The following is a 22,033-nucleotide window of genomic DNA, read 5'->3' as shown; positions in this document are numbered from 1 at the left end:
GTCTCTGCAATTCGTGTCCAGACACACGAATTCCACAGCGTACCGCACGAACGGATGGGTGGTCAAACCAATGGCCGGGCTGGAGGGTGCCCTGATGCCACGGATCGTGATAGCCTAGGAGGTTCGTCCGCGCTGGATTCTCCAGCTCCGTCGCCGCCACCACCCATGCACGTCACCACACTCCGCGCGCTCGAGTTCGACCAGATCGCGGCCGTGGTGCGTTCATATGCGGTCACCCCCCTGGGGGCGCAGCGCCTCGCCGGCCTCGTGCCCTCGACCGAGCCCGTGCGGGTGGCCGAGAGTCTCGACCTCACGGGGGAAGCGCTCCTGCTGCTGCAGGATCACCAGTCCTGGCCGCTCCGTGGCGGCGAGGCGGTCGCCGGGGCGCTCGACGGTCTCGCACTCGTCGGTCGCCCGCTCGAGCCGCTGCGGTTGCTGGCCCTGGCCGACTTCTTCGATTCGGTGGACCGCACCGCGGCCCTGGTCGAGCGGGCCGCGACCCGCCTGCCGGCGCTGGCCGCCGTGGCCCGGCGCACCTCCCGGTTCACCACCGAGAACGCCCGCGTCCGCAAGGCCATCAGTCAGCACGGCGACGTCGTCGACGATGCGAGCCCGGCCCTGGCAGGGGTGCGCGACAAGCTGCGGCGACAGCGGCAACGCCTGCGCGGCACCCTCGAGTCGTACCTGCGCGGTCGCGACACGGCGAAGTACCTGCAGGAGCAGGTCGTCACCGAGCGCAACGGCCGCTACGTCCTGGTCGTCCGCGCCGAGCACCGCGGGGCGATTCCCGGGTTGATCCACGGGGCGTCCGCCAGCGGCGCCAGCCTCTACCTCGAGCCGCTCAGCACCGTCGACGTCAACAACGACATCGTCGCCCTCGAGGAGCAGGAGGCCGAGGAGGTCCGGCGGATCCTGCTGGCGCTGACCGACGGCTATCGGGCCCGCACGGAAGACCTGCAGGCCACGCTCGAGGCGGCCACCGAGCTGGATGTGATCCAGGCCAAGGCGCGGTGTTCGATGTCGTTCAACGGCGTGCGTCCGGCGCTGTCGCACGATGGCCGGCTGGAGTTGCGGCACGCCAGGCACCCGTTGTTGATTCCCGCCGTGGCGCGTCGGCTGCCCTCCTTCGCGGAATCGCCTTCCGCTACGGAGGGCAAGCCCGAGCCCGGGGAGCGTGTGGCCCGGACCACCGAGCCGGTGGCCAGCGACCTGCTGGTGGTGCCGCCCGCGCGCGCGCTCGTCATCACGGGGCCGAACACGGGCGGCAAGACGGTCGCGCTCAAGACCGCGGGGCTGCTGGTGCTGATGGCCCAGGCGGGATTGTTCGTGCCGGCCGAGGCGGGGTCGCGGCTGCCCGTGTTCCGCAGTGTGTTTGCCGACATCGGCGACGAGCAGTCGATTGCCGCCAACCTGAGCACCTTCTCGTGGCACATGACCAGCATCGTGTCCATGGACAAGGCGCTGAAACTGCCGGCGCTGGTGCTGCTGGACGAAGTGGGCAACGGCACCGACCCGGTCGAGGGCGGCGCACTCGGCGTAGCGATCATCGATCACTTCCGCCAGCGCGGCGCAGTGGTCGTGGCCACGACGCACTACGAGACGATCAAGTCGTACGCCACCAGCACGGCGGGTGTCACCTGCGCGGCCTTCGGGTTCGTGCCCGAGACCTTCGCGCCGACCTACCGGCTGATCTACGGATCGCCCGGAGGCAGCCTGGCGTTCGAGATCGCGGCACGCCTCGGGCTCCCCCGCCCGGTGCTCGAGGCGGCCCACGCCTGGCGGAGCACCAACGAGGCGCGGCTGTCCGATCAGATGGCGAAGCTCGATCGCGAGCTGCAGTCGCTGGACCACGAGCGACGGCTGACCGCGCAGGCGCGGCTGCAGGCCGAGACGGCCGAGCGACAGCTGCGTGGCCGGGAGGAGGCGCTGCGCGAGCGCGAGGCCCAGTTCACGCGCAAGCTCGAGCAGCGGCTGAACGAGCAGTTGCGCGAGGCGCGGACCGAGGTGGACAAGGTCGTCGCCGACCTGCGCCAGCAGGCCGCCGCGCTCGAGAAGCAGCAGCAGAAGCGGATTGCGGCGATTCCGACGGGGGTCACTGGCGACCTGCGCGTCTCGGCGCGTACCGCGCTCGAGGCCATCGCCGACCGCGTCCGGGACGGCGGAGCCGTGGCCCCGGCCGCGCCCGTGATGCCGCCACCGCCGGAGGCCGCCGGACCGCTGACCGAAGGCGATCGGGTCGAGGTCGGCGTGCTCCGCCTGCAGGGGGTGATTCGCGCCCTGGCGGGCAAGGACGCCGACGTCGACGTCAACGGCAAGCGCATGCGGGTGAAAATGTCGGAGTTGCGCAAGGTCGGCGGCGCGACGATGGCGGCGGCGCCGACGGTCAACGTGCGGTTGGCCTTGCGCGGCGAGACGGCGGGCACCGGCACGGACCTCAACGTCGTCGGCTGCACCGTGGACGAGGCCATCGACCGGACCGACAAGTTCCTGGACGAGGCCGCCATGCAGGAACGGCGCACGATCCGGGTGATTCACGGGCACGGGACGGGGCGGCTGCGCAAGGCGCTGAGCGGGTATCTCAACACCCACCCACTGGTGCTGCGGGCGGCGCCGGCGCCCAACGACCTGGGCGGAAGCGCGGTCACGCTGGTCGAGTTGAGGGAGTAGGGCTTCGTGCGCTACCCGCGGGAGCTCATCGACCAGATCCGGCACGCGGCGGATATCGTCCAGGTCGTGCAGGAGTACGTGCCGCTGCGGAAGGCCGGCACGACGTACAAGGGGTTGTGCCCCTTTCATGGCGAGCGGACGCCGTCGTTCACGGTCAACCGCGACAAGGGGTTCTTCCACTGCTTCGGGTGCGGGCAGGGGGGCGATGTCTTCAAGTTCGTGGAGCTGCAGGAAGGTGTCGGGTTCCACGATGCGGTGAAGCGGGTGGCGGCACGGTTCGGCATCACGCTGCCGGAAGCGCCGACCTCCCCCGAGGCGCACGCGGAGGATGTGGAGCGGGAAGCGCTCCTGAAGGCGCACGAGCTGGCGCGGACGTTCTATGCCCAGCAGCTCGCGGGGCCGTCTGGCGCGGCGGCACGGGACCTGCTGCAGCGGCGGGATGTCCGCCCGGAGGCGGTCGAGACGTTTGGGATCGGGTATGCGCCGCAGTCACGAGACCTGCTCGTTCGGCATCTGAAGCAGCAGGGGTTCTCTCCGGGGCAGCTGGTGCGAGGCGGTCTGGCCGTCCAGCGCGACGACGGGAGCGTGGTGGACCGGTTCCGGCAGCGCCTGTTGTTCCCGATCCACCGGGAGGGCGGGTCGGTCGTGGCGTTCGGTGGGCGGGCGATGGCGGATGATCAGGTGCCGAAGTACCTGAACTCGCCCGAGACGCCGCTGTACACGAAGGGGAAGGTGCTGTACGGGCTGCACCTGAGCAAACACGCCATCAGGAAGGCCGGCAGCGTCGTAATGATGGAGGGGTACTTCGACGTCCTCCAGGCGTGGCAGGGCGGGGTCACCAACACGGTGGCCTCCAGCGGGACGGCGCTGACGCCGGCCCAGGCCCAGATGCTGCGGCGGTTCGCGGCGAAGGTGGTGCTGAGTTTCGACGCCGACGGGGCGGGCCAGAATGCGGCGGCCAAGTCGGGGGATCTGCTGGTGGCGGAGGGCTTTCAGGTCAGCGTGGCCCTGCTGCCCGAGGGCGAAGATCCCGATACCTTCGTGCGGCGGTATGGCGGGGACGCCTACCGCGAGAAGGTGGATCAGGCGCGGTCGTACCTGGATTTCGTGCTGGACCGCGCCGCCGCCCGGCACAACGTGAAGGACCCGACCGGCCGCGTCGCGTTCCTGAACGAGATGCTGGTGGTGGCGGCCCGAATCCCGGAGGCGCTGGCCCGGGACCAGTTTGCGGATCGGCTCGCGCATCGCGCGCAGGTGGGCGAGGAGACGATCCGGCAGGAGATTCGCAAGGCGGCCGTGACGCGGCAGGAGACGCTGCCCGACACGGCACGCCGTGCGTCGATGCCCGGCGTGAGCCGGGCGGAACGCGAGCTCATCGTCGGCGTGATGACCACGCCGCGCGAGGCGATGCTCGCCATGGATGCGCTCGAGGAAGCCGATCTCGAGCAGTTGCGCACCGGCCGCCTGCTGCGGATGGTGCTCACCACGGACGTGCAGGACCCGGACCAGATGCCTGGCCTGGTCCTGGCGGGTCTTACAGAAGAGGAGCGCCGGTGGGTCACCGGATTGACGATGAGCGCGGGCGTCGTGGCGACGCCCGAGTCGTGCGTACGGGCGATTCGAACGCTGCGGCTGGAGCGGGAGCAGCAACACGTGCAGCGGGAAATCGACCAGCTGCAGGAAGCCGGCGGCGCGGCGAACACGGAGCGAATACTGGCGCTATGGTTGCAAAAAAAGGCACTGCTGGAACGGATCGAGGCGTTGAAGTGAGCACCGAGGACAAACCGACCCCGGCCCCCCGGGTTCGCGGCCAGGCCGACGTGTCCATCGAGGACAAGTACGACGAAGTGCGTCACCTGATCGCGATCGGCAAGGAGAAGGGCTATCTCCTGTACGACGAGGTCAGCGAGGTGCTTCCGGCCGACATCACCTCGTCGGCCGAGGAACTCGAGGACCTGTTCAGCACCTTCGGCAACGCCGGCATCGAGGTCGTCGAGTCGGAGCAGAAGTACCGCGAGGACAAGATGCTCGACCGCCCGGACACGGGCGAGGAACCCGAGCTCGACCTCACGCCCGGTGCGCTCGACAAGACCAACGACCCGGTGCGGATGTACCTGCGGGAGATGGGCACCGTCCCGCTGCTGACGCGCGAGGGCGAGGTCGAGATCGCCAAGCGCATCGAGCGCGGCAAGCTGGCGGTGATCAAGTCGATCTCGCGCACGCCGACGGTGGCCAAGAAGATCCTCGAGATGGGCGAGCAGCTGAAGGAAGGCAAGCGCACCATCCGCGAGATCGCCATCTTCACCGACGAGGAGGTCACCGAAGACCGTCTCGAGGAGCGCGCCCGCGAAGTCCTGAAGCAGATCGAGGCCGTCAAGAAGGCCATCGTCGCCTTCAAGACCGCCGAGGCGAAGTTCGCCACGATCAAGAAGGGCAAGACCAAGGCCGAACTCGGCAAGTGGCGCAAGGCGCGCTGGTCGATGCTGCGCAAGCGCGTGGCCATCTCCAAGTGCATCCGGCGCATCGAGTTCACCGAGGCGGTCAAGCGGCGCCTGATCGAGGAGATCAAGGAGCAGGTCGAGGCGGTCCAGAAACTGCAGCGCGAGGCCGACCACATCGAGCGCCAGGTCAACCCGACGGCCAAGGGGCGCAAGCCGAAGCTGAAGGAGGAGGAGAAGAAGGTCCTCCTCAAGAAGCAGAAGGACCTGCGCGCCGTCGTGCAGCAGATGTCGGTGGACCTCGAGGAGACGCCGGAGCGCCTGCGTCACACGCTCGAGACGATCTACCGCGGCGAGATGCAGGCCGAGCAGGCCAAGAAGGAACTCGTCGAGGCCAACCTGCGCCTCGTGGTGTCGATTGCCAAGAAGTACACCAATCGCGGCCTGCAGTTCCTCGACCTGATTCAGGAAGGCAACATCGGCCTGATGAAGGCCGTTGACAAGTTCGAGTATCGCCGCGGCTACAAGTTCAGCACCTACGCGACGTGGTGGATCCGTCAGGCCATCACCCGCGCCATCGCCGATCAGGCCCGCACCATCCGCATCCCGGTGCACATGATCGAGACGATCAACAAGCTGATTCGCACGTCGCGCGCGCTGGTGCAGGAACTCGGTCGCGAGCCGACCTCGGAAGAGATCGCGCAGCGGATGGACATCCCGGTCGCCAAGGTCCGCAAGGTCCTCAAGATCGCCCAGGAGCCCATCTCGCTCGAGACCCCGATCGGCGAGGAGGAGGATTCCCACCTCGGCGACTTCATCGAGGATCGCAACATCGTGTCGCCGGCCGAGGCCGTCATCAACCTGAACCTCAAGGAACAGACCGATGACGTGCTGAAGACGCTGACGCCGCGCGAAGAGCGGGTCATCAAGATGCGCTTCGGCGTCGGCGACGGCAGCGAGCACACGCTCGAGGAGGTCGGCCAGAACTTTGCCGTCACTCGCGAGCGCATCCGGCAGATCGAGGCCAAGGCGCTGCGCAAGCTGCGTCACCCGTCGCGCAGCCGCAAGCTCAAGGCGTTCCTGGAAGGGCGCTCGTAAGAAAGCCGGGATGCTGAATGCCGAATGCCGGAAGGTAGAAGGTAGAAGGTAGAAGGTAGAAGGTAGAAAGTGGGTAGGGCCCGTTCGCCAAACGGGCCGTCAGAGGGCGCCTTTCGAGGCGCCCTCTCTCGTGCTCGCCCGTGTCGCCCTGGTCGGTGTCGGAATCGGGATGCGGTGTCGAGCCCCGCGACGTCCGGCGGTGTCCTGCGCACACAGGGCGCTTGCCGCCGCAGGGTCGCTCCACCCACAATGCTCGGGCTCGCCCTGCCATGGATCCCGTCCTGCTCTTCTTCCTGCTCGGTCTCGTCGCTGGCCTCCTGCGGTCCGAACTCCGGTTGCCCGCGGCCGCCTACGACATGGTCAGCATGCTCCTGCTGCTGTCGATCGGGCTGAAGGGCGGTGTCGAGCTGTCGCACCAGCCGGTGGCACTGCTGGCGGGCCAGGCCAGCGCGGTGATCGCGATGGCCTCGCTGCTGCCGATCGTCGGATTCGCGGCGCTGCGCGGCATCGGCGGCCTCCCGCGGGCCGACGCCGCCTCGATTGCCGCCCACTACGGGTCGGTGAGCGTGGGCACCTATGCCGTGGCGGTGGCGTACTTCGCCAGCCGCCAGATCCCCTTCGAGTCGCACATGTCCTTCCTGCTGGCCATCATGGAAGTGCCAGCCATCGTCATCGGCATACTACTGGCGCGCGGTCTCGCCCGCGCGCCCGGTCTGGCGACGCTGGCCCGCGAGGTGCTGCTGGGCAAGGGCATCGTGCTGCTGGCCGGCGGCCTGGTGATCGGGTGGGCCAGCGGGCCCGAAGCCCTCGCGCCAGTGACGCCGCTGTTCTTCGACCTGTTCAAGGGCTTCCTCGCGCTGTTCCTGCTCGAGATGGGGCTGGTCACGTCGGTTCAGATCGGCGCACTGCGGCAGCACGGGGCCTTCCTGCTGGTGTTCAGCATCGGCATGCCGCTGTTCTCGTCGCTCGTGGGCACGGCTGTCGGCATCGCGCTCGGCCTGTCGGTGGGAGGCACGGCGATGCTGGCCACGCTGGCGGCCAGCGCGTCCTACATCGCTGTCCCCGCGGCGATGCGCGTCGCGGTGCCGGAGGCCAACCCGACCCTGTCCCTGGCTGCCTCGTTGGGCGTGACATTCCCCTTCAACATCCTGGTGGGGATCCGCCTCTACCACGCGCTGGCCGTCAAGGCCGTCGCGCTCGCCGGAGTGCCCCGCCCGTGAGCAGCGCGACCACGCGCACCTTGCTGACCATCGTCACCGAAGCGGCGCTCGAGGTGGCGCTGGGCGAGGACGTGGAACGCCTCGGCGCACACGGCTACACGGTTGCCGACGTGCGAGGCAAGGGCAGCCGCGGGTACCGGGGTGTCGGCTGGGAGGAGAGCCGCAACATCCGCATGGACATCGTGTGCGACCGGGCCACCGCGGAGACGATCGCCGAACACGTGCGGTCACACTACTACGACAACTACGCGATGGTGCTGTTCATGAACGAGGTCGAGGTGCTGCGGCCGCAGAAGTTCTGACGCGGACGTTCTGGCAGAGAATCATGCGCATGACGTCCTCCTTGCGCCTCGTCGCGTCCACGGTCGCCCTGCTGTCCTCACTCGCCCTGCCGCCGAGCGCGGAGGCGCAATCCGCTGACGCGGCGCTGATCGCGAAGGCTCGCGGCATTCACGAACGCGTGATCACGCTCGACACGCATGTCGACATCGACCCGCGCAACTTCGCGGTCGGGCCGCGCAACTACGGGCAGCGCCTCGACACGCAGGTCAACCTGCCGAAGATGCAGGAGGGCGGCCTCGATGCGGCCTTCTTCATCGTGTACGTCGGCCAGGGTCCGCTGACGCCCGAGGGCTACGACAAGGCCTATACCCAGGCTGTGGCCAAGTTCGACGCCATTCACCGGCTCACGGAGCAGATCGCGCCGACGAAGATCGGGCTCGCGCTGACGGCGGCTGACGTGCGCGCCATCGCGGCGTCAGGGCGCAAGGTCGCGCTCATCGGCGTCGAGAACGCCTACCCGATTGGCACGAACCTGTCGCGCATCAAGGAGTTCCACGACCGCGGCGGACGCTACCTGTCGCTCGCGCACAACGGCCACAGCCAGTTCGCCGACTCGAACACCGGTGAACGTGATGGCAAGTGGATGCACAACGGCCTCAGCGAGTTCGGCAAGCGGGCCATCGCCGAGATGAATCGCGTCGGGTTCATGATCGACCTGTCGCATCCCTCCAAGCAGTCCAATCTGCAGGCGATCGCGCTGTCGAAGGCTCCCGTGATTGCGTCGCACTCGTCGGCACGCGCCGTCGCCAACCACAGCCGCAACCTCGACGATGAGGAACTGCTGGCGATCAAGAAGAACGGTGGCGTCGTGCAGACCGTCGCCTTCGATGGCTACGTGAAGATCAAGCCGGCCGATTCGCCGGCACGTGCCGCAGCCGTGGCCGAGGTGCGCAAGGCGATGCCGGCTGGTGGTCCGGGCGAGATGACCGACGAGGCGCGCGTCCAGTTTCGCGCCAGGATGGCCGAGGTCAACCGCAAGTTCCCGCCAGCGCCGAGGGCCACGGTGGCCGACTTCGTGAACCACGTGGACTACCTGGTCAGGACCATCGGCATCGACCACGTCGGCATCTCGTCGGACTTCGACGGAGGCGGTGGCGTGGACGGCTGGAGCGGCGCGGACGAGACCTTCAACGTCACGCTCGAACTCGTCCGCCGTGGCTATACCGAGGAGCAGATCGGCAAGCTGTGGAGCGGCAACCTGCTCCGCGTGATGGACGAGGTCCAGCGGGTCGCGGCCAGTCTGCAGGCCAAGTCGGAGTAGGGGCGTCAGGCCGAGTCGGTGACGCGCCTCGCGTACCGCTCGGCCGCCCACTCGCCCATGGCACTCGCGGCGAACCAGACGACCATGACGCTGCCGGTCATGACGACGATGGACCGCATGCCGTCGGGGCGCATCGTTGCCGCCAGCACCGCCGCCAGCACAGACGACGCGGCAACGGCCCACAGGCCATGACGCTGCACGATGTGGCCCGCCTCGTGGGCGAGGATGTGCGTCGCGCCACGGACCGCGGCGGCGTCGGCAGACCGCAGGGCACGCTCGACCTGCTGCTGGAGGAACACGGCGGACGTCCCGGGCGTGAGTCCGACGGCCACGGCCAGCGTCGACAGGCTGCCATCGGGGACGACATGCACCGGGGCGGCACATCCGAAGGGACGGAGGTCGGCGGAGGACGTCGCCGTGCTGCCTCGCCGCAAGGCGCCGCGCAGCAGGCGCGCCAGCAGGACCTCGGTCGTGAAGACGGCGGCCCCCACCAGGACGGCGATGGCGGCTCGGGGCGCGAACGGGTGCAGCGCCAGTGCCAGCAGGAACACCGACGCGATGAGCATCGGTCGTGCCAGTCGCAGGGTAACCTCCGCCGACTGCATCGGGCGCGGGAGGGCCCCCGCGCAGGCCCAGCCGACCAGCAGAATGGTCGCGCTCAGCGCCAGGCCAATCGCGACGCGCGCGAGAGGCGCCAGTGGCACCAGGTCTCCGAGCAGCATCAGGAAGGTCGTCAGCTCCAGCACGAGCAGCAACGCTGCGGGCACCACCAGCAGCAGGCTCACGGGAGGCGAGGGCACCCGACTGACGACGACCGGCACCGCAGCCAGTGCGGTGGCCATCATCGACCAGACCAGCCACATGAGCAGCGGCTCGGCCGCAGCAGCGGCGTCGAGCATGCGGAACAGCGGGATGACGCCCTCGATCAGGGCGTTGCCCGAAGGCGGCGGCGTGGGCATGTCGTTGCCGCACGACTATAGCTCGGGCCCGGTCTTCCCGCGCCGCGCGCCGCCTGCCACAATCACCGGCGTGCCTGCCGCGCGTCCCACCCCTCGCCCGCCCCTGGCCGAGCGCATCGAGGACCATCGCGATCGCGCGTGGTGTCGCGACGAAGCGGTGCGCGTGGCGGCCGCCGCAGACGCCGAACGTTTCGTCGAGCGGGTCGGGTTCGCGGCGTGCCTCTCGGACTCGCGCCGACCAGGTCCGTCGCTCTACGTCGCCGTGTGCGGACGGCGCGACGCCGTGATGCCGCGGCACGTCCAGCACGATCCCGAGGCCTCGCTCACCTGGCGACTGAAGGACGACGTGATGCGCCGGGGCCGGATCTACTACGGCAAGCTGGGACGTGGTCGGGCGATGTTCATCGCGCCGCGACTCGTGCCGCATTTCCATGCGCTGTGGGGCGTGCGACGGTCCGATGAGGCCAGTGTGCTCGGCCGGGATGCCCGGGCCGTGCTGAAGGTGCTCCGCGCCGAGTGGGAGATGAGCACGGCAGATCTGCGGACGGAGTCGAAGGTCACCGACGGCAAGCGCTTCGCCCAGGCACTCGACGCGTTGCAGGCCGCAATGATCGTGGTACCGAGCGAGGTGCTCTACGAGCCGCGCTTCACGTATGTGTGGACGCTGGCGGTCGGCCGCTTCCCCGACCAGTTGCGCAAGCGGGTGGCGCGCGAGGTCGCCCTGCGCGAGATCGCGCGCGCGTTCCTCGTCGGTGCGGGCACGACGGTGCGCGGCGAGTTGGCTCGCGTTGTCGGTCTGTCTCGGGCCGACGCCGGGCTGGGCAATCTGGCGCTCGTGGCCGACGGCACCGCCGTCACCACCGCGACCGGGGTCTACACGCTGGCGACGCTCGCGGGGTCCTGACGGGCGAGTCGTCCGGCTTTCTGGCACAATCGCGAAGCGGTATCGCGGCATTACGGCATTACGGCATTGCGGCATTGCGGCATTGCGGCATTCCCCATATCGGGCCCATAGCTCAGCGGTCAGAGCCGCCGGCTCATAATCGGTTGGACCCAGGTTCGAATCCTGGTGGGCCCACCACTCCTCGCGGTGCTCGTCGTGTGGGCCCACCAGGATTCAGGTCCTACGGCTCCGGTCCTCCGGACCTCGCCTCCGGACTCGAATCCCGCTCCACCCTGTGGCCGATGGGGCGGCGCGCCGACGCACGAAAGGGCGACGTGCAAAGGGCGAAGGTTCGTGAAGGCGATACGCCAATCATGCGAGATTTCCTGTTTGTCAGCTTCTTCCTCGGCCACAAGAAGGGCGACGCAGCGCGGCGGCTGCTGTCCGAGTGCGGGCTGCTGGAAACAGCGATGGCCTCGCCTGCCAACCGGAATGCATGGTTTGGCGAATCGCACTCTGGTGTCTCCTTGCGGCTGCCTGTAGAAGACTCCCGTCTGGAAGCACTGCTACAGCGCCTGCAGCAACGAAAGGTCGCCCCATTCACTCGACTGGATCGGGAGTACAGCGTCCGCGAACTCGATTCCGCTGACTGGCTCGTCATGAGAGTGGCAACGGCAGGCCTATGGGGCGGCGTTGACTACGGTCAGCAATACGAACGACAAGACGCATGCGCGACCTGTGGGGCTGGCGCCGTGCCCATCGCGCCACTCCTGGCCGACCTGAACAAGATGGGCAAGAAGCCTCTGGACCATCTGGTCTACGAAGGGCATCTCATTGCGAGCAGATCACTGGCGAGGGGACTCGAACGTCTGGGCGTGACCGGATTCGAGAGCCTCGACGTCAGAACACAGCGCCGACCACCGAGTGAGAACTTTGTGTGGCTGCGCATTGCTGGGGACTTCCCACGCTTCGACCCTTCCAGCACCGGCTACGAGATCGAGGACTGCTGTCCTGCGTGTCAGCGCGCCGGACACTACGGCAACTGGTCACAGGGGGAATCCCCTTGCGCGGCTGTGCCAACAGCCAACGCAGACATGAATCTCTCGTGGGAGTACTACGGCAACTGGCGGCAGACGCGACGCACTGAAGACGGCTGGGTACCGGTTGGCGGATTCCGCGCCATCGTGGTCTCGCAAAAGGCGCGACGGGCATTCATTCAGCTGGGCGTCAGACGAATCGTCTGGGTCCCGATGCGAACAGCGCCGCCCGCCGGATGACACCTCGCAACCGTGTCAGACCGGCACACGGTGCCAGGGCTTCGGCATTCCCGGCATTGCGGCATCGCGGCATTCCCGTGCGGCCGGTCTCAGTCGGCGGCGGCCTTCTTCTTGAGCGCGTCGATCCGACTCTCCAGGCGACCGGGGGTGTGGCAGTTCCTGCACGTCAGGTTCGTCGTCGCCGCAATCGCCGGATCGGCCTTCCACTGCTCCGCCAGCGACGCGTACGGCGTGCCCGCCAGCACGGTCAGCATCGTGTCCAGGTGACGCGCCGCCTCCTCGGTACGGCCCGTCCGCTGCGCCGACTGGGTCAGGCCCGACAGCACCTCGCCCTTGTGGTGCACCGGCAGCTTCTCGATGTCCGCGCCCTGTTCCTTCCAGAGCTGCGCGTAGTTGTCGTAGGCCAGCGTCCATCCGGCCGCGCGTACGCTCTCGGGCAGGCGATCGGCGAACACCGCCATGGTCCCGCCGGTGATGGCAGCCACGCCGCCGTTGCCGGAGGTGGCCCTTGCGGCCTCGGCAAACCCCGCGAGCCCGTCGGCGTAGTGCCGGGCGAACTCGTTGGGCTGACCGGCCTCGTGCGCAAGGACGGCACGGTAGACGGCCGCGCCGGATCTCCACGCCAGGAGGTTGGGTCGCTCCTGCGGCCGCTGCTCGAGGAGGCGCGCGATGTTCCGCTCGGCCCGCTCGAGACGCGACATGTTGTCGCTCCGCCAGCCGGCGAAGATGTCCTCGCGCACGAGCGTGTGCACCGACAGCCGCGTATCCGAGAGCGCGTCGTCAGGCGACTGCGCCGCGGGCACGGCGATGACGACGAGGGCAGCGAGGACGCCGCAGAGCATGCGCATGACCAACTCCTGTGTAGCGGGACGAGACGGCTATCATACGGCTCCAAGGGAGTCACGACCATGATGAAGCCTCTGGCCGGCCTGGCACTGGCCCTCGCCCTGCTGTCTCCGCCCCGCGTGTTCGCGCAGTCGCCCGATGTCTTCGATCGCGTCGCCCACGGCCACGCGGTGTCGGAGGCGGGCGTGAAGATCCACTACGCGACGCTCGGCACCGGGCCGCTGGTCGTGATGATTCACGGCTTCCCCGACTTCTGGTACTCGTGGCGCCACCAGATGGCGGCCCTGTCGGAGTCGTTCCAGGTCGTGGCCATCGACCAGCGCGGCTACAACCTGAGCGACAAGCCGAAGGGCGTCGAGCAGTACGACATGCGCCTGCTCGTCGGCGACGTCGCGGCCGTCATCCGCCATCTCGGTCGGGACAAGGCCACCATCGTCGGCCACGACTGGGGCGGCATGGTGGCCTGGCAATTCGCGATGCACCTGCCGGCGATGACCGAGCGCCTGGTCATCCTGAACCTGCCCCATCCGCGCGGCCTCATCCGCGAGTTGCAGACCAACCCGGAGCAGATCAAGAACAGCGAGTACGCGCGCACCTTCCAGCGCGGCACCCCGGCGGACCCGACCGTCTTCTTCGGCCGTCCGATGACGGCACAGACCCTGTCGGGATGGGTCCGCGACCTCGAGGCGCGCAAGCGGTATGTCGAAGCCTTCGAGCGTTCGGACTTCGAGGCGATGCTGAACTACTACAAGGCCAACTACCCGCGGACCTCGGGCCCCGAGCTGGCCTCGCCCCCAGCGCCGCCGAAGGTCAAGGCACCGGTCCTGATGTTCCATGGACTCGCGGACACGGCGCTTCACGCCAACGCGCTGTCCTCGACGTGGGACTGGCTCGATCAGGACCTGACGCTCGTCACGGTCCCTGGCGCCGGGCACTTCGTCCAGCAGGATGCCGCGGACCTCGTGACCTCGACGATGAAGTGGTGGCTGACGATGCGCACGCGCTGAGCGAGCCCGTGCTTACTGACGGAAAGAGCGTGTCCCATGCCTACCGGACTTCGCGGCTTCGTGCCCCTCGTGCTGGTGCTCGCCTGCGCCGGTCGTGCCCTCGCGCAGGCCGACCCCCAGGTCACCACCGGTACCCACAAGCACTACGACCCACCACCGGCGACCACGGCGCAGGTCGGTCCCGGCGGTGAGGTGGCGCCCCGCCTGCAGAAGCTCGGATCGCATGTGTTCCGGGTGAGCACGAGGCACGCCGGTGCGCAACACTTCATCAATCAGGGCCTGAACCTCGCCTACGCGTTCAACCACGCCGAGGCGCGACGGGCATTCCGTGAAGCCGCCAGGCTGGACCCAGGCCTGGCGATGGCGTACTGGGGCCAGGCCCTGGTGCTCGGCCCCAACATCAACGCCCTGATGGAGCCCAACGACGAGCCGCATGCCCTGGAGCTGGTGAAGGAGGCGCAGGCCCGCAAGGCGCGCGCCACGCCACGGGAACGTGCGCTGATCGAGGCGCTGGCGACGCGCTACTCCGGCACGCCGGAGCGCCGTGTGCCCAACGACCGCGCCTACGCCGACGCGATGCGACAGGTGCAGGCGAGGTTTCCTGCCGATCCCGACATCGCGATGCTGTACGTCGAGTCGATGATGGACCTGCGCCCCTGGGGTTACTGGATGCCCGATGGCCGGCCGCACGACGGCACCGCCGAGATCGTGGCGCTCACCGAGCAGGTCATGCGCGCGCACTCGAGGCATCCGGGCGCGCTGCACATGTACATCCACCTGATCGAGTCGACGACGACCCCGCAACGCGCCGAGGCGGCGGCCGACACGCTCCTCACGCTGATGCCGGCAGCCGGGCACATGGTGCACATGGCCTCGCACATCTACCAGCGCGTGGGTCGTTACGCCGACGCCATGAAGAGCAACACGCTCGCCATCGCGGCCGACGAGGACTACATCACCCAGTGCCGGGCGCAGGGCCTGTACCCGATGGCGTACTACCCGCACAACGTCCACTTCCTGTGGTTCGCCGCCGCTGCCGATGGCCAGAGCCGCGTGGCCCTCGACGCCGCGCGCAAGGTGGCGGCGGGCATCGATGACACGCAGCTGGCCGCGATGCCGCTCCTGGCCGGCTTCCGCGTCGTGCCCTACTGGGCGCACGTGCGCTTCGGCAAGTGGCAGGAGATGCTGGCCGAGCCGGCGCCGCCGCAGGCCAATGCCTTCCTGCGCGGCGCCTGGCACTACGGACGCGGGCAGGCGCTGGTCGCCACCGGCGATCTCGCCGCTGCCGAGCGCGAGTTGCAGGAACTCGAGACCGCGATGCACGACAAGGGACTCGACCAGCCACTCTTCTCGCCCAACACCGGGCGCGCGATCCTGTCGATCGGACCGGCCGTCCTGCGCGGCGAGATCGCCGCCGCGCGTCGCGACTTCGCCACCGCCATCGCACGGCTCGAGGAGGCCGTGCGGCTCGAGGACGCGCTCGTCTACACGGAGCCCTCGGAGTGGCACTCGCCACCACGGCTGGCCCTCGCGGCCATCCTGCTCGAGGCCGGCCGACCCGCGGAGGCCGAGACGGTGTACTGGGAAGACCTCAAGCGGAACCGGGACAACGGCTGGGCGCTCTTCGGCCTCGACCAGGCCCTGCGGGCGCAAGGCAAGCATGACCAGGCCGGGATCGTGAAGGCACGACTCGACAGGGCGTGGGCACGCGCCGACGTGTCACTCACGTCGTCGCGCTTCGGACGCGCAGCGGGCGCGCCTGCGAGAGCGGCGGCACAGCCCTGAGGGACAGATCGCGTCGAGCTGAAGCTCGACGCCTACGTCGGTGGGTGTTCGAACAGTCGCGCGTAGGTCATCCAGTCGTCGAGCGACACGTTGCCGCCGCAGATGACCAGGACGACGAGGTCGTCGGGCGCGAAACGATGGCGCACCCGGCGCGCCGCCGCAAGCGTGCACGACGCGGCCAACTCCGCGTTCAGCTTGGTGCGCTCGAGCAGGAACCGCGCCGCCTCGTACGCCTCGCGGTCGCTCACGACCACGTGACGGTCGGCGTGGCGCCGCATCACCGTCAGCGCGTCCTCCGCCACGTAGGGCGCGCTCAGGGTGCGCGCCAGTGACGTCGGCGTGAAGGGCACGACACGGCCCGCCGCCAACGCCGCTCCCATCGCGTGGGCGCCGTCGGTCTCGACGCCCCACACGCGGATGTCTGGGCGCAGCGCCTCGAGCGCGATGGTCACCCCGGCGAACAGGCCGCCCCCACCGATGCTGATCACCACGTCGGTCACCTGCGGCAGCGCCTCGTGAATCTCCAGCCCCAGCGTCCCCGCCCCCGCCATCTGGTGCGCATCGTCGAAGGGATGCAGCAGGCGGGCGCCCGCGGCGCGCAGTGCCGCGGCGCGGGCGAACACCTCGGGGAAGGTCGGCGACAACTCGACGGTCGCACCGTAGGCGCGGGTCGCGTCGACCGAGGTCTTCGGCGCCGTATCGGGCATGCAGATGGTGGTCGGTGCCCCCAGCGTCCGCCCCGCGTCGGCGAGCGCCTGCGCGTAGTTCCCTCCGCTCACGCCGACCACGCCACCGGCGCGCTCCTCGGGCGTCAGTGACAGGAGCTGGTTGAACGCGCCCCGCGGCTTGAACGACCCGGTGCGCTGGAAGAGCTCGCACTTCAGGTAGACGTTGGTGCCGAGTTCGTCACTCAGCGTCCGACTCCGCTCGAGGGGCGTCTGGCGGACGTAGGGGGCGATGCGAGGCCGAGCGGCGCGGATGTCGTCGATGGTGATCATCGGGCGTGTCGCGTACAGCATATCGGCCTTCGCCCTTCTCTCTTCCTCCTTCGCCCTTCGGCATTCCCGGCATTCCCGGCATCGCAGCATTGCGCCACGGGCACAATCAGTAAGATGGTGCCCGTGGCGCATGAAGTCGTCCTCGGGATCGACATCGGGACGTCGGGTGTGCGGATCGTGGCCCTCGATGCCGCACTCGCGACGCGCGCGATGGCCTCCGCCCCCATGGCGCCCCCGGAGACCTCGGACGGCCGGATCCGTCAGGACGCCGAGGTGTGGTGGCACGCCACGCGCGCCGCCTTCGCGCAGCTCGACCTGGACGGGCTGGACGTCCGTGCCGTGGCCGTCGATGGCACATCGGGCACGATCGTCACCGTCGACGACGAGGGCACGCCGAACGGTCTCGCCTCGATGTACAACGACGTCGCCAGCGACGCCGCCGTGGCCGCGGTGGCCGCCGTGGCCCCGCGCGAGACCGCGGCACTCGGACGTACGTCGCCGCTCGCACGCGCGCTCGACCTCCGGCGCGGCGATGCACGCCTGCTGCATCAGGCCGATTGGATCGCGGGCCGCCTGTCCGGGCGCTTCGACGTGACCGACGAGAACAACGCCCTCAAGACCGGTTTCGATCCGGTCGCCCGCGAGTGGCCGGCCTGGATCGAGCGCACCGGGCTCCGTCGCGACGACTTGCCGCGCGTGATCCCTGCCGGCACCGCCATCGGATCGATCCACCCCGACACAGCCGCCAACCTCGGACTGCCCGCTGACACCGTGGTCGTCGCCGGCACGACCGACGGCTGCGCCGCGTTCCTGGCCAGCGGTGCCAGCACGCCCGGCGACGGCGTCTCGTCCCTCGGCACGACACTGACGCTGAAGCTGCTCTCGGCCACGCCGGTGTTCGCGCCGGCGTTCGGCATCTACAGCCATCGCATCGGCGACACCTGGCTTGCAGGGGGCGCCTCCAACAGCGGCGGCGGCGTCCTCGCGTCGTTCTTCTCGCGCGAGGAGATCGCCCGTCTCTCCGCGCAACTCCAGCCGGATGCGCCGACCGGGCTGGACTACTATCCGCTCACGATGGCAGGCGAGCGCTTTCCAATCAACGACCCCATGCTGGCGCCGCGCCTGTCGCCCCGACCTGCCGACGACGGACGATTCCTGCAGGGAATGCTGGAAGGGATCGCCGCGATCGAGGCCGAGGGCTATCGCAGACTCGCGTCGCTCGGCGCCTCGCCGCTGGCCACAGTCCGATCGGTCGGCGGTGGATCGGGCAACACGGCGTGGACGCGGATACGACAACACGCGCTCGACGTCCCGTTCCTGCCGGCGATGAGCGACCACGCCGCCGTGGGCACGGCCCGCCTGGCGTGGCGCGGACTCGGCCATGCGTGTTGACCGGGTGTCGTCCCTCGCCGACGACATCGATGGCGTCCTGATCGACCAGTTCGGCGTGATTCACGACGGGCGCGCGCTGTACCCGGGCGCTCTCGACGTGCTGGAGGGCTTGCGGGCTCGCGGCATTCCAGTGGCCGTGCTCACCAACTCCGGCAAGCGGGCCGCCGCCAACCGCGACCGGCTCATCCAGTTGGGCGTGCCCCGCGACACCTTCGTGGACGTCGTGAGCTCTGGCGAGGCGGCGTGGACGCGGCTGACGACGACCGTGCCCATCCCGCGCGCCTGGGTGATCGGCAGGGACGGCGACGACTACGGCTTCGCCCCCGTGACGTTCGTCACCGACCCCCGCGACGCCGACATCGTCCTCATCCTCGGCTCCAATGCGCCCGCGACCTCGATGGACGAGTATCGTCGTCGGTTGCAGGGGGTGCGCCTGCCGGCGCTGTGCTGCAACCCCGACACGCAGATGCTGACGCGGCACGGCCTGGTCCCTGCCCCCGGCGCCATCGCCGCGCTGTACGAGGAACTCGGCGGCCACGTGACGTGGATCGGCAAGCCCCACGCGGCCATCTACGCCGACGCGGTGGCGCGCCTCGGACACCCCTCACGCGTGCTGTGCATCGGCGACAGCGCCGCTCACGATGTTGCTGGCGCACGCCGCGCCGGTCACCGGACACTGCTGGTGATGACTGGCGTGTCCGAGGGCCTCGACGCGGCCGCGCTCGACCCTTGCCCCGACTACTGGATGGAGACGCTCAGGTGGTAGACCTCGATCGGTTGCGCACACTGTCGGCGCGCGTCGGTGCGGATCCGCTGCTGGTGCAGGCCGCTGGCGGCAACACGTCGATCAAGGACGACGGCGTGCTGTGGATCAAGGCCTCGGGCACCTGGCTGAAGGATGCCGCGAGCCGGGACATCTTCGTGCCGGTCGACCACGGCGCGCTCGTCGACGCGCTGGCGCGTCGCGACCCTGCGGCCGACGCCTGCCTGCCGTTCGTCCGTGCGGACCTCAACGTCACGGGCCTTCGCCCCTCGATCGAGACCAGCGTCCACGCCCTGATGCCGCACCGTGTCGTGGTCCACGTGCATTGCGTCAACACGATTGCGTGGGCCATCCGGCGCGACGCCGAGGCTCGCCTGGGCGAGCGGCTACAGGGGTTCAGGTGGGGGTTCGTCCCGTACGCACGGCCGGGGCTGCCGCTGGCCGATGCCATCGCCGCACGACTGCGACCGGGAATCGATGTGCTCGTGCTCGGCAATCATGGGCTGGTGGTGGCCGCCGGCAGCGTGGACGAGGCCGAGGACCTGCTCGATCGCGTGGTGGCGGCGGTCACACGGACGCCGCGCGAGGCGCCATCTCCGGATCGCCGCGCACTCGGGGAGATGTGCGAAGGCACGGCGTACACGCCTGCCGCCAGCGACGAGACGCACGCGCTGGCGACCGACCCGTTCGCGCTCGAGCGCGGCGGAGATCATGTCTACTACCCCGACCACGTCGTGTTCCTCGGCACACGCGTCGCCACCGACATCGGATCGGGCGCCCCGCTGGTCGCGGTGCCACGCACGGGCGTACTCGTGCGATCGGATGCGAAACCGGCGGTCGAGGCGATGGGACGTTGCCTTGCCGACGTCATGCGCCGGGTCGAACCGGACGACGACCTCGTGGCCCTTACGGATCAGGACATCGACCGCCTGGTCAACTGGGACGCGGAGGCGTATCGGGTCAATCTCCCTTAGGCACCTTCGATAGATCGAAGCTTTCCGGCGCGAAGTACGGGGTGATCGGCGTCGGGTCGGCGCCGCCGGGCGGCACGTCGCGGCCGAGCGCCCAGAGGATGCCGTTGAGGACGAGGCGCCGCATCGACTCCTGGGTGAAGTCGGTCGGGTGGCCGAGCGTGGTGAAGAACACCCGCGCACCCTTGTGTTCGCGGGTCCACGCCACGGGCTGCTGCGGCGGGTACTGGTCGTGCTTGGCGGCCTGCTGCGAATTGATGCTCGTGCCATCGAGCAGAATCGTCGCCGGGCCGTTCAGCGGCAGCACGTGATAGAGCCAGGACCGGGCCTGGAACGCGCTGACGCCGCGCAGGACCGGATGCTGCGCGCTCTCGGCGTGCACGGCGACGTCGGTCGTCGATCGGCTGCCGTGGTGCGTAATCCACCTCTGACCGAACACGTCACGGCTGAACCCGTCGTTGAGGGCCACATGGGGGCTGCCCTCCGGATACAGGAAGGCGTGCGTGCTCGTCCGCAGGCCGACGACCGGCTTGCCGGCGTCGACGTACTTCGTGATCCGCGCCAGCTGGTCGTCGGGCAGGGCCCTGAAGCGCGTGAACATCACCATGAGGTCGGCGGACTCGAGCGCCTCGAGCCCCACGATGTTGTTCTTGGTCTGCGGGATCGGCGTCGAGATGGCCACCGACGTCCGCATGCCGTACTTCTGCTCGAGGATCGCGGCGATCATCGGCATCGTGATCTCGGAGCGGTACTCGTCGTCTCCGGTCACGAACACGACGTGCGGCGCGCGCGCCTGCGCCGCGACCGACGTCGGCGCCGCACCCGCCGCCAGCAGGCCGCAGACGACGGAGACGGCGAGCAGTGCCGCGGTGATGGCCTGAGCCTTGAGTCGTGAGCCTTGAGCCTTCATGTTCCTCACTGCTGTGAGACCGGTGCGGGAGCGTTGACCACCGACACGATGCCGTTCATCGTCCGCCAGTGGCCGGGAAACGTGCAGACGAACGGATAGCTGCCGGGCTGCTTCGGCGCCGTGAAGCGCGCCTGGAGGGTTTCGCCGGGCTGCAGCAGTCGCATGGCGAAGAGCACCTCCGGCGTCTTCGGGATGAAGCTCTGGCCGAAGGCATCGGGCGAGGAGACCATCGCCTCGGCGGCCAGACCGACCGTCTCGAGCGCGCCCTCCTTGGTGATGAGGAGGTTGTGCGGCATCTCGTCGCGGTTGACGAACTCGATGACCACCTCCTCGCCAGCCGCCACGGTGATGCGGGAGAGGTCGAACTTCATCTGTGCCGTGACGGCCTCGATGCGGATGATGCGCACCACGAGTTCGTCGAGCGACCTCGTGAAGGCCTCGCGCTCGGCCGGCGCCAGCTTGGTCGCAAGCTCGTGTCCGAAGCCGACGGCCTCGAGGAAGGCCGGCCCGGTGCGATCGGCGGGCGGGATGGCCCGCACGTGCGTCAGCACGGTCTCGGCGAGCGGCGCCACCTCGCTGGCGGGCCAGGCGCTCGGCGGCAGTCGACGGATGGCGCCCATGGCCACCTGCCGCTGTGCCGCATCGCGCATGAAGGCCGAGAGAATCGACACCGCGGCCGCTTCCTGTCCCTTCAGCTGCGGCAGGACGGCCATGCCGGCGCCGTTGACCGCGAGCGTCAGGTCTCCGCCGAGCACGACCGCCTCCGGCATGCGGGTGATGCGCAGGGCATCGCGCACGAAGACCGGCTGACGGTTGGCATCGAGCACGGCGACATACAGGCCCGCGCGGGTGTCCTGCGCCGCCGGCCAGAGGTTGACGAGGTCGATCGGCAGCTCCGCTCCGAGGTCGACCTCCCACCAGGGATCCTGCTCGGCGCTCGTGAAGGCATGCGTCCCGGTCAGCGGGTCCTTGCCGGCGCTGGCCGCCATGTCCACGCCGCCGTCAATCGCCCGGAACGCGTGTCCTCCCGTGGCACCGCCGGCGACGATGCTCGACTGCGTGGCGGTGCCCTTGCGCGCCACGTTCTCACCACGACTCATGACCTCGACCTCGGTCACGCTGAGGACCTGCGCGCGGCCCGGCCGCACGAGACGGACGTAGCGCCCGGTGACCGGCGCGGCCACCTGGGCCGGTGCGCCAGCGACCGAGGCGGCCC

Annotated in this window: 18 protein-coding genes and 1 tRNA gene; 14 read left to right on the top strand and 5 right to left on the bottom strand. The window is 69.3% G+C overall.

The genetic code is table 11. From position 1 onward, the window contains the following. Positions 1-165 precede the first annotated feature (165 nt). From Q0C41_RS15105 to Q0C41_RS15080, 6 genes are all read left to right on the top strand, one after another. Complete coding sequence (locus Q0C41_RS15105; RefSeq protein WP_291984813.1) at positions 166-2,667, top strand: Smr/MutS family protein; 2,502 nt, start codon at positions 166-168, stop codon at positions 2,665-2,667. A 6-nt stretch (positions 2,668-2,673) separates the two neighbouring features. After that, on the top strand, positions 2,674-4,437 hold the full coding sequence (gene dnaG, locus Q0C41_RS15100; RefSeq protein WP_291984811.1) for a DNA primase: 1,764 nt from the start codon (positions 2,674-2,676) through the stop codon (positions 4,435-4,437). A gap of 50 nt (positions 4,438-4,487) precedes the next feature. Next, complete coding sequence (rpoD, locus tag Q0C41_RS15095; RefSeq protein ID WP_367079222.1) at positions 4,488-6,203, top strand: RNA polymerase sigma factor RpoD; 1,716 nt, start codon at positions 4,488-4,490, stop codon at positions 6,201-6,203. A gap of 269 nt (positions 6,204-6,472) precedes the next feature. Continuing rightward, entirely contained in the window at positions 6,473-7,423 is a 951-nt protein-coding gene (locus tag Q0C41_RS15090) for a sodium-dependent bicarbonate transport family permease (RefSeq protein WP_291984807.1), read from the top strand. Further along, a complete protein-coding gene (locus Q0C41_RS15085; protein ID WP_291984805.1) occupies positions 7,420-7,725 on the top strand; it encodes a hypothetical protein in 306 nt (101 codons plus the stop codon). The genes Q0C41_RS15090 and Q0C41_RS15085 overlap by 4 nt, the downstream gene beginning before the upstream one ends. Before the next feature lie 29 nt (positions 7,726-7,754). Next, positions 7,755-9,026 carry a dipeptidase gene (locus tag Q0C41_RS15080; RefSeq protein ID WP_291984802.1) on the top strand — a complete coding sequence of 424 codons (1,272 nt, stop codon included), beginning with the start codon at positions 7,755-7,757 and terminating at the stop codon, positions 9,024-9,026. Between the two features lie 5 nt (positions 9,027-9,031). Here the strand turns inward: Q0C41_RS15080 and Q0C41_RS15075 are convergent, their stop codons facing one another. Then, complete coding sequence (locus tag Q0C41_RS15075; RefSeq protein WP_291984801.1) at positions 9,032-9,985, bottom strand: hypothetical protein; 954 nt, start codon at positions 9,983-9,985, stop codon at positions 9,032-9,034. Positions 9,986-10,055: 70 nt separating this feature from the next. Here Q0C41_RS15075 and Q0C41_RS15070 point away from each other — a divergent pair, with 70 nt between their 5' ends. The 3 genes from Q0C41_RS15070 (at position 10,056) to Q0C41_RS15060 (ending at position 12,145) form a co-directional block, all read left to right on the top strand. Next, positions 10,056-10,889, top strand: a complete 834-nt coding sequence (locus Q0C41_RS15070; RefSeq protein WP_291984799.1) for a hypothetical protein — start codon at positions 10,056-10,058, stop codon at positions 10,887-10,889. 101 nt (positions 10,890-10,990) lie between these two features. Next, a tRNA-Ile gene (locus Q0C41_RS15065) sits at positions 10,991-11,066 on the top strand. Between the two features lie 104 nt (positions 11,067-11,170). Beyond that, the gene (locus tag Q0C41_RS15060) at positions 11,171-12,145 is read left to right on the top strand and encodes a hypothetical protein (RefSeq protein WP_291984797.1); all 975 of its coding nucleotides are present in this window, start codon (positions 11,171-11,173) and stop codon (positions 12,143-12,145) included. An 89-nt stretch (positions 12,146-12,234) separates the two neighbouring features. Here the strand turns inward: Q0C41_RS15060 and Q0C41_RS15055 are convergent, their stop codons facing one another. Beyond that, complete coding sequence (locus tag Q0C41_RS15055; RefSeq protein ID WP_291984795.1) at positions 12,235-12,993, bottom strand: hypothetical protein; 759 nt, start codon at positions 12,991-12,993, stop codon at positions 12,235-12,237. A 60-nt stretch (positions 12,994-13,053) separates the two neighbouring features. Here Q0C41_RS15055 and Q0C41_RS15050 point away from each other — a divergent pair, with 60 nt between their 5' ends. Both Q0C41_RS15050 and Q0C41_RS15045 read left to right on the top strand, forming a co-directional pair. Next, positions 13,054-13,998: an alpha/beta hydrolase gene (locus Q0C41_RS15050; RefSeq protein ID WP_291984793.1), complete on the top strand. Its 945-nt coding sequence runs from the start codon at positions 13,054-13,056 to the stop codon at positions 13,996-13,998. 36 nt (positions 13,999-14,034) lie between these two features. Next, positions 14,035-15,783, top strand: coding sequence for a hypothetical protein (locus Q0C41_RS15045; protein WP_291984791.1), 1,749 nt, complete (start codon positions 14,035-14,037; stop codon positions 15,781-15,783). 32 nt (positions 15,784-15,815) lie between these two features. Here Q0C41_RS15045 and Q0C41_RS15040 read toward each other — a convergent pair whose 3' ends face one another. Beyond that, on the bottom strand, positions 15,816-16,802 hold the full coding sequence (locus Q0C41_RS15040) for a threonine/serine dehydratase (RefSeq protein WP_291984789.1): 987 nt from the start codon (positions 16,800-16,802) through the stop codon (positions 15,816-15,818). Positions 16,803-16,895: 93 nt separating this feature from the next. On the opposite strand from Q0C41_RS15040, the gene Q0C41_RS15035 reads away from it, so the two are divergent. From Q0C41_RS15035 to Q0C41_RS15025, 3 genes are read left to right on the top strand one after another with little or no spacing between them, the layout of a single operon-like run. Next, the gene (locus Q0C41_RS15035; RefSeq protein ID WP_291984787.1) at positions 16,896-18,173 is read left to right on the top strand and encodes an FGGY-family carbohydrate kinase; all 1,278 of its coding nucleotides are present in this window, start codon (positions 16,896-16,898) and stop codon (positions 18,171-18,173) included. Continuing rightward, positions 18,163-18,939 carry a TIGR01459 family HAD-type hydrolase gene (locus tag Q0C41_RS15030; RefSeq protein ID WP_291984785.1) on the top strand — a complete coding sequence of 259 codons (777 nt, stop codon included), beginning with the start codon at positions 18,163-18,165 and terminating at the stop codon, positions 18,937-18,939. The genes Q0C41_RS15035 and Q0C41_RS15030 overlap by 11 nt, the downstream gene beginning before the upstream one ends. Then, positions 18,933-19,910 carry a class II aldolase/adducin family protein gene (locus tag Q0C41_RS15025; protein ID WP_291984757.1) on the top strand — a complete coding sequence of 326 codons (978 nt, stop codon included), beginning with the start codon at positions 18,933-18,935 and terminating at the stop codon, positions 19,908-19,910. Before Q0C41_RS15030 ends, Q0C41_RS15025 begins: the two co-directional genes overlap by 7 nt. On the opposite strand, the gene Q0C41_RS15020 is transcribed toward Q0C41_RS15025, so the two are convergent. After that, entirely contained in the window at positions 19,897-20,817 is a 921-nt protein-coding gene (locus Q0C41_RS15020; protein WP_291984755.1) for a ThuA domain-containing protein, read from the bottom strand. The genes Q0C41_RS15025 and Q0C41_RS15020 overlap by 14 nt on opposite strands. Before the next feature lie 5 nt (positions 20,818-20,822). Continuing rightward, positions 20,823-22,033 (bottom strand): plastocyanin/azurin family copper-binding protein (locus Q0C41_RS15015; RefSeq protein WP_291984753.1); only part of this gene is annotated, 1,211 nt, incomplete at its 5' end.

This window comes from Luteitalea sp., from assembly GCF_022842525.1.
Taxonomy (GTDB): Bacteria; Acidobacteriota; Vicinamibacteria; order Vicinamibacterales; family Vicinamibacteraceae; genus Luteitalea.
This window is presented reverse-complemented; position numbering and strand designations above follow the sequence as displayed.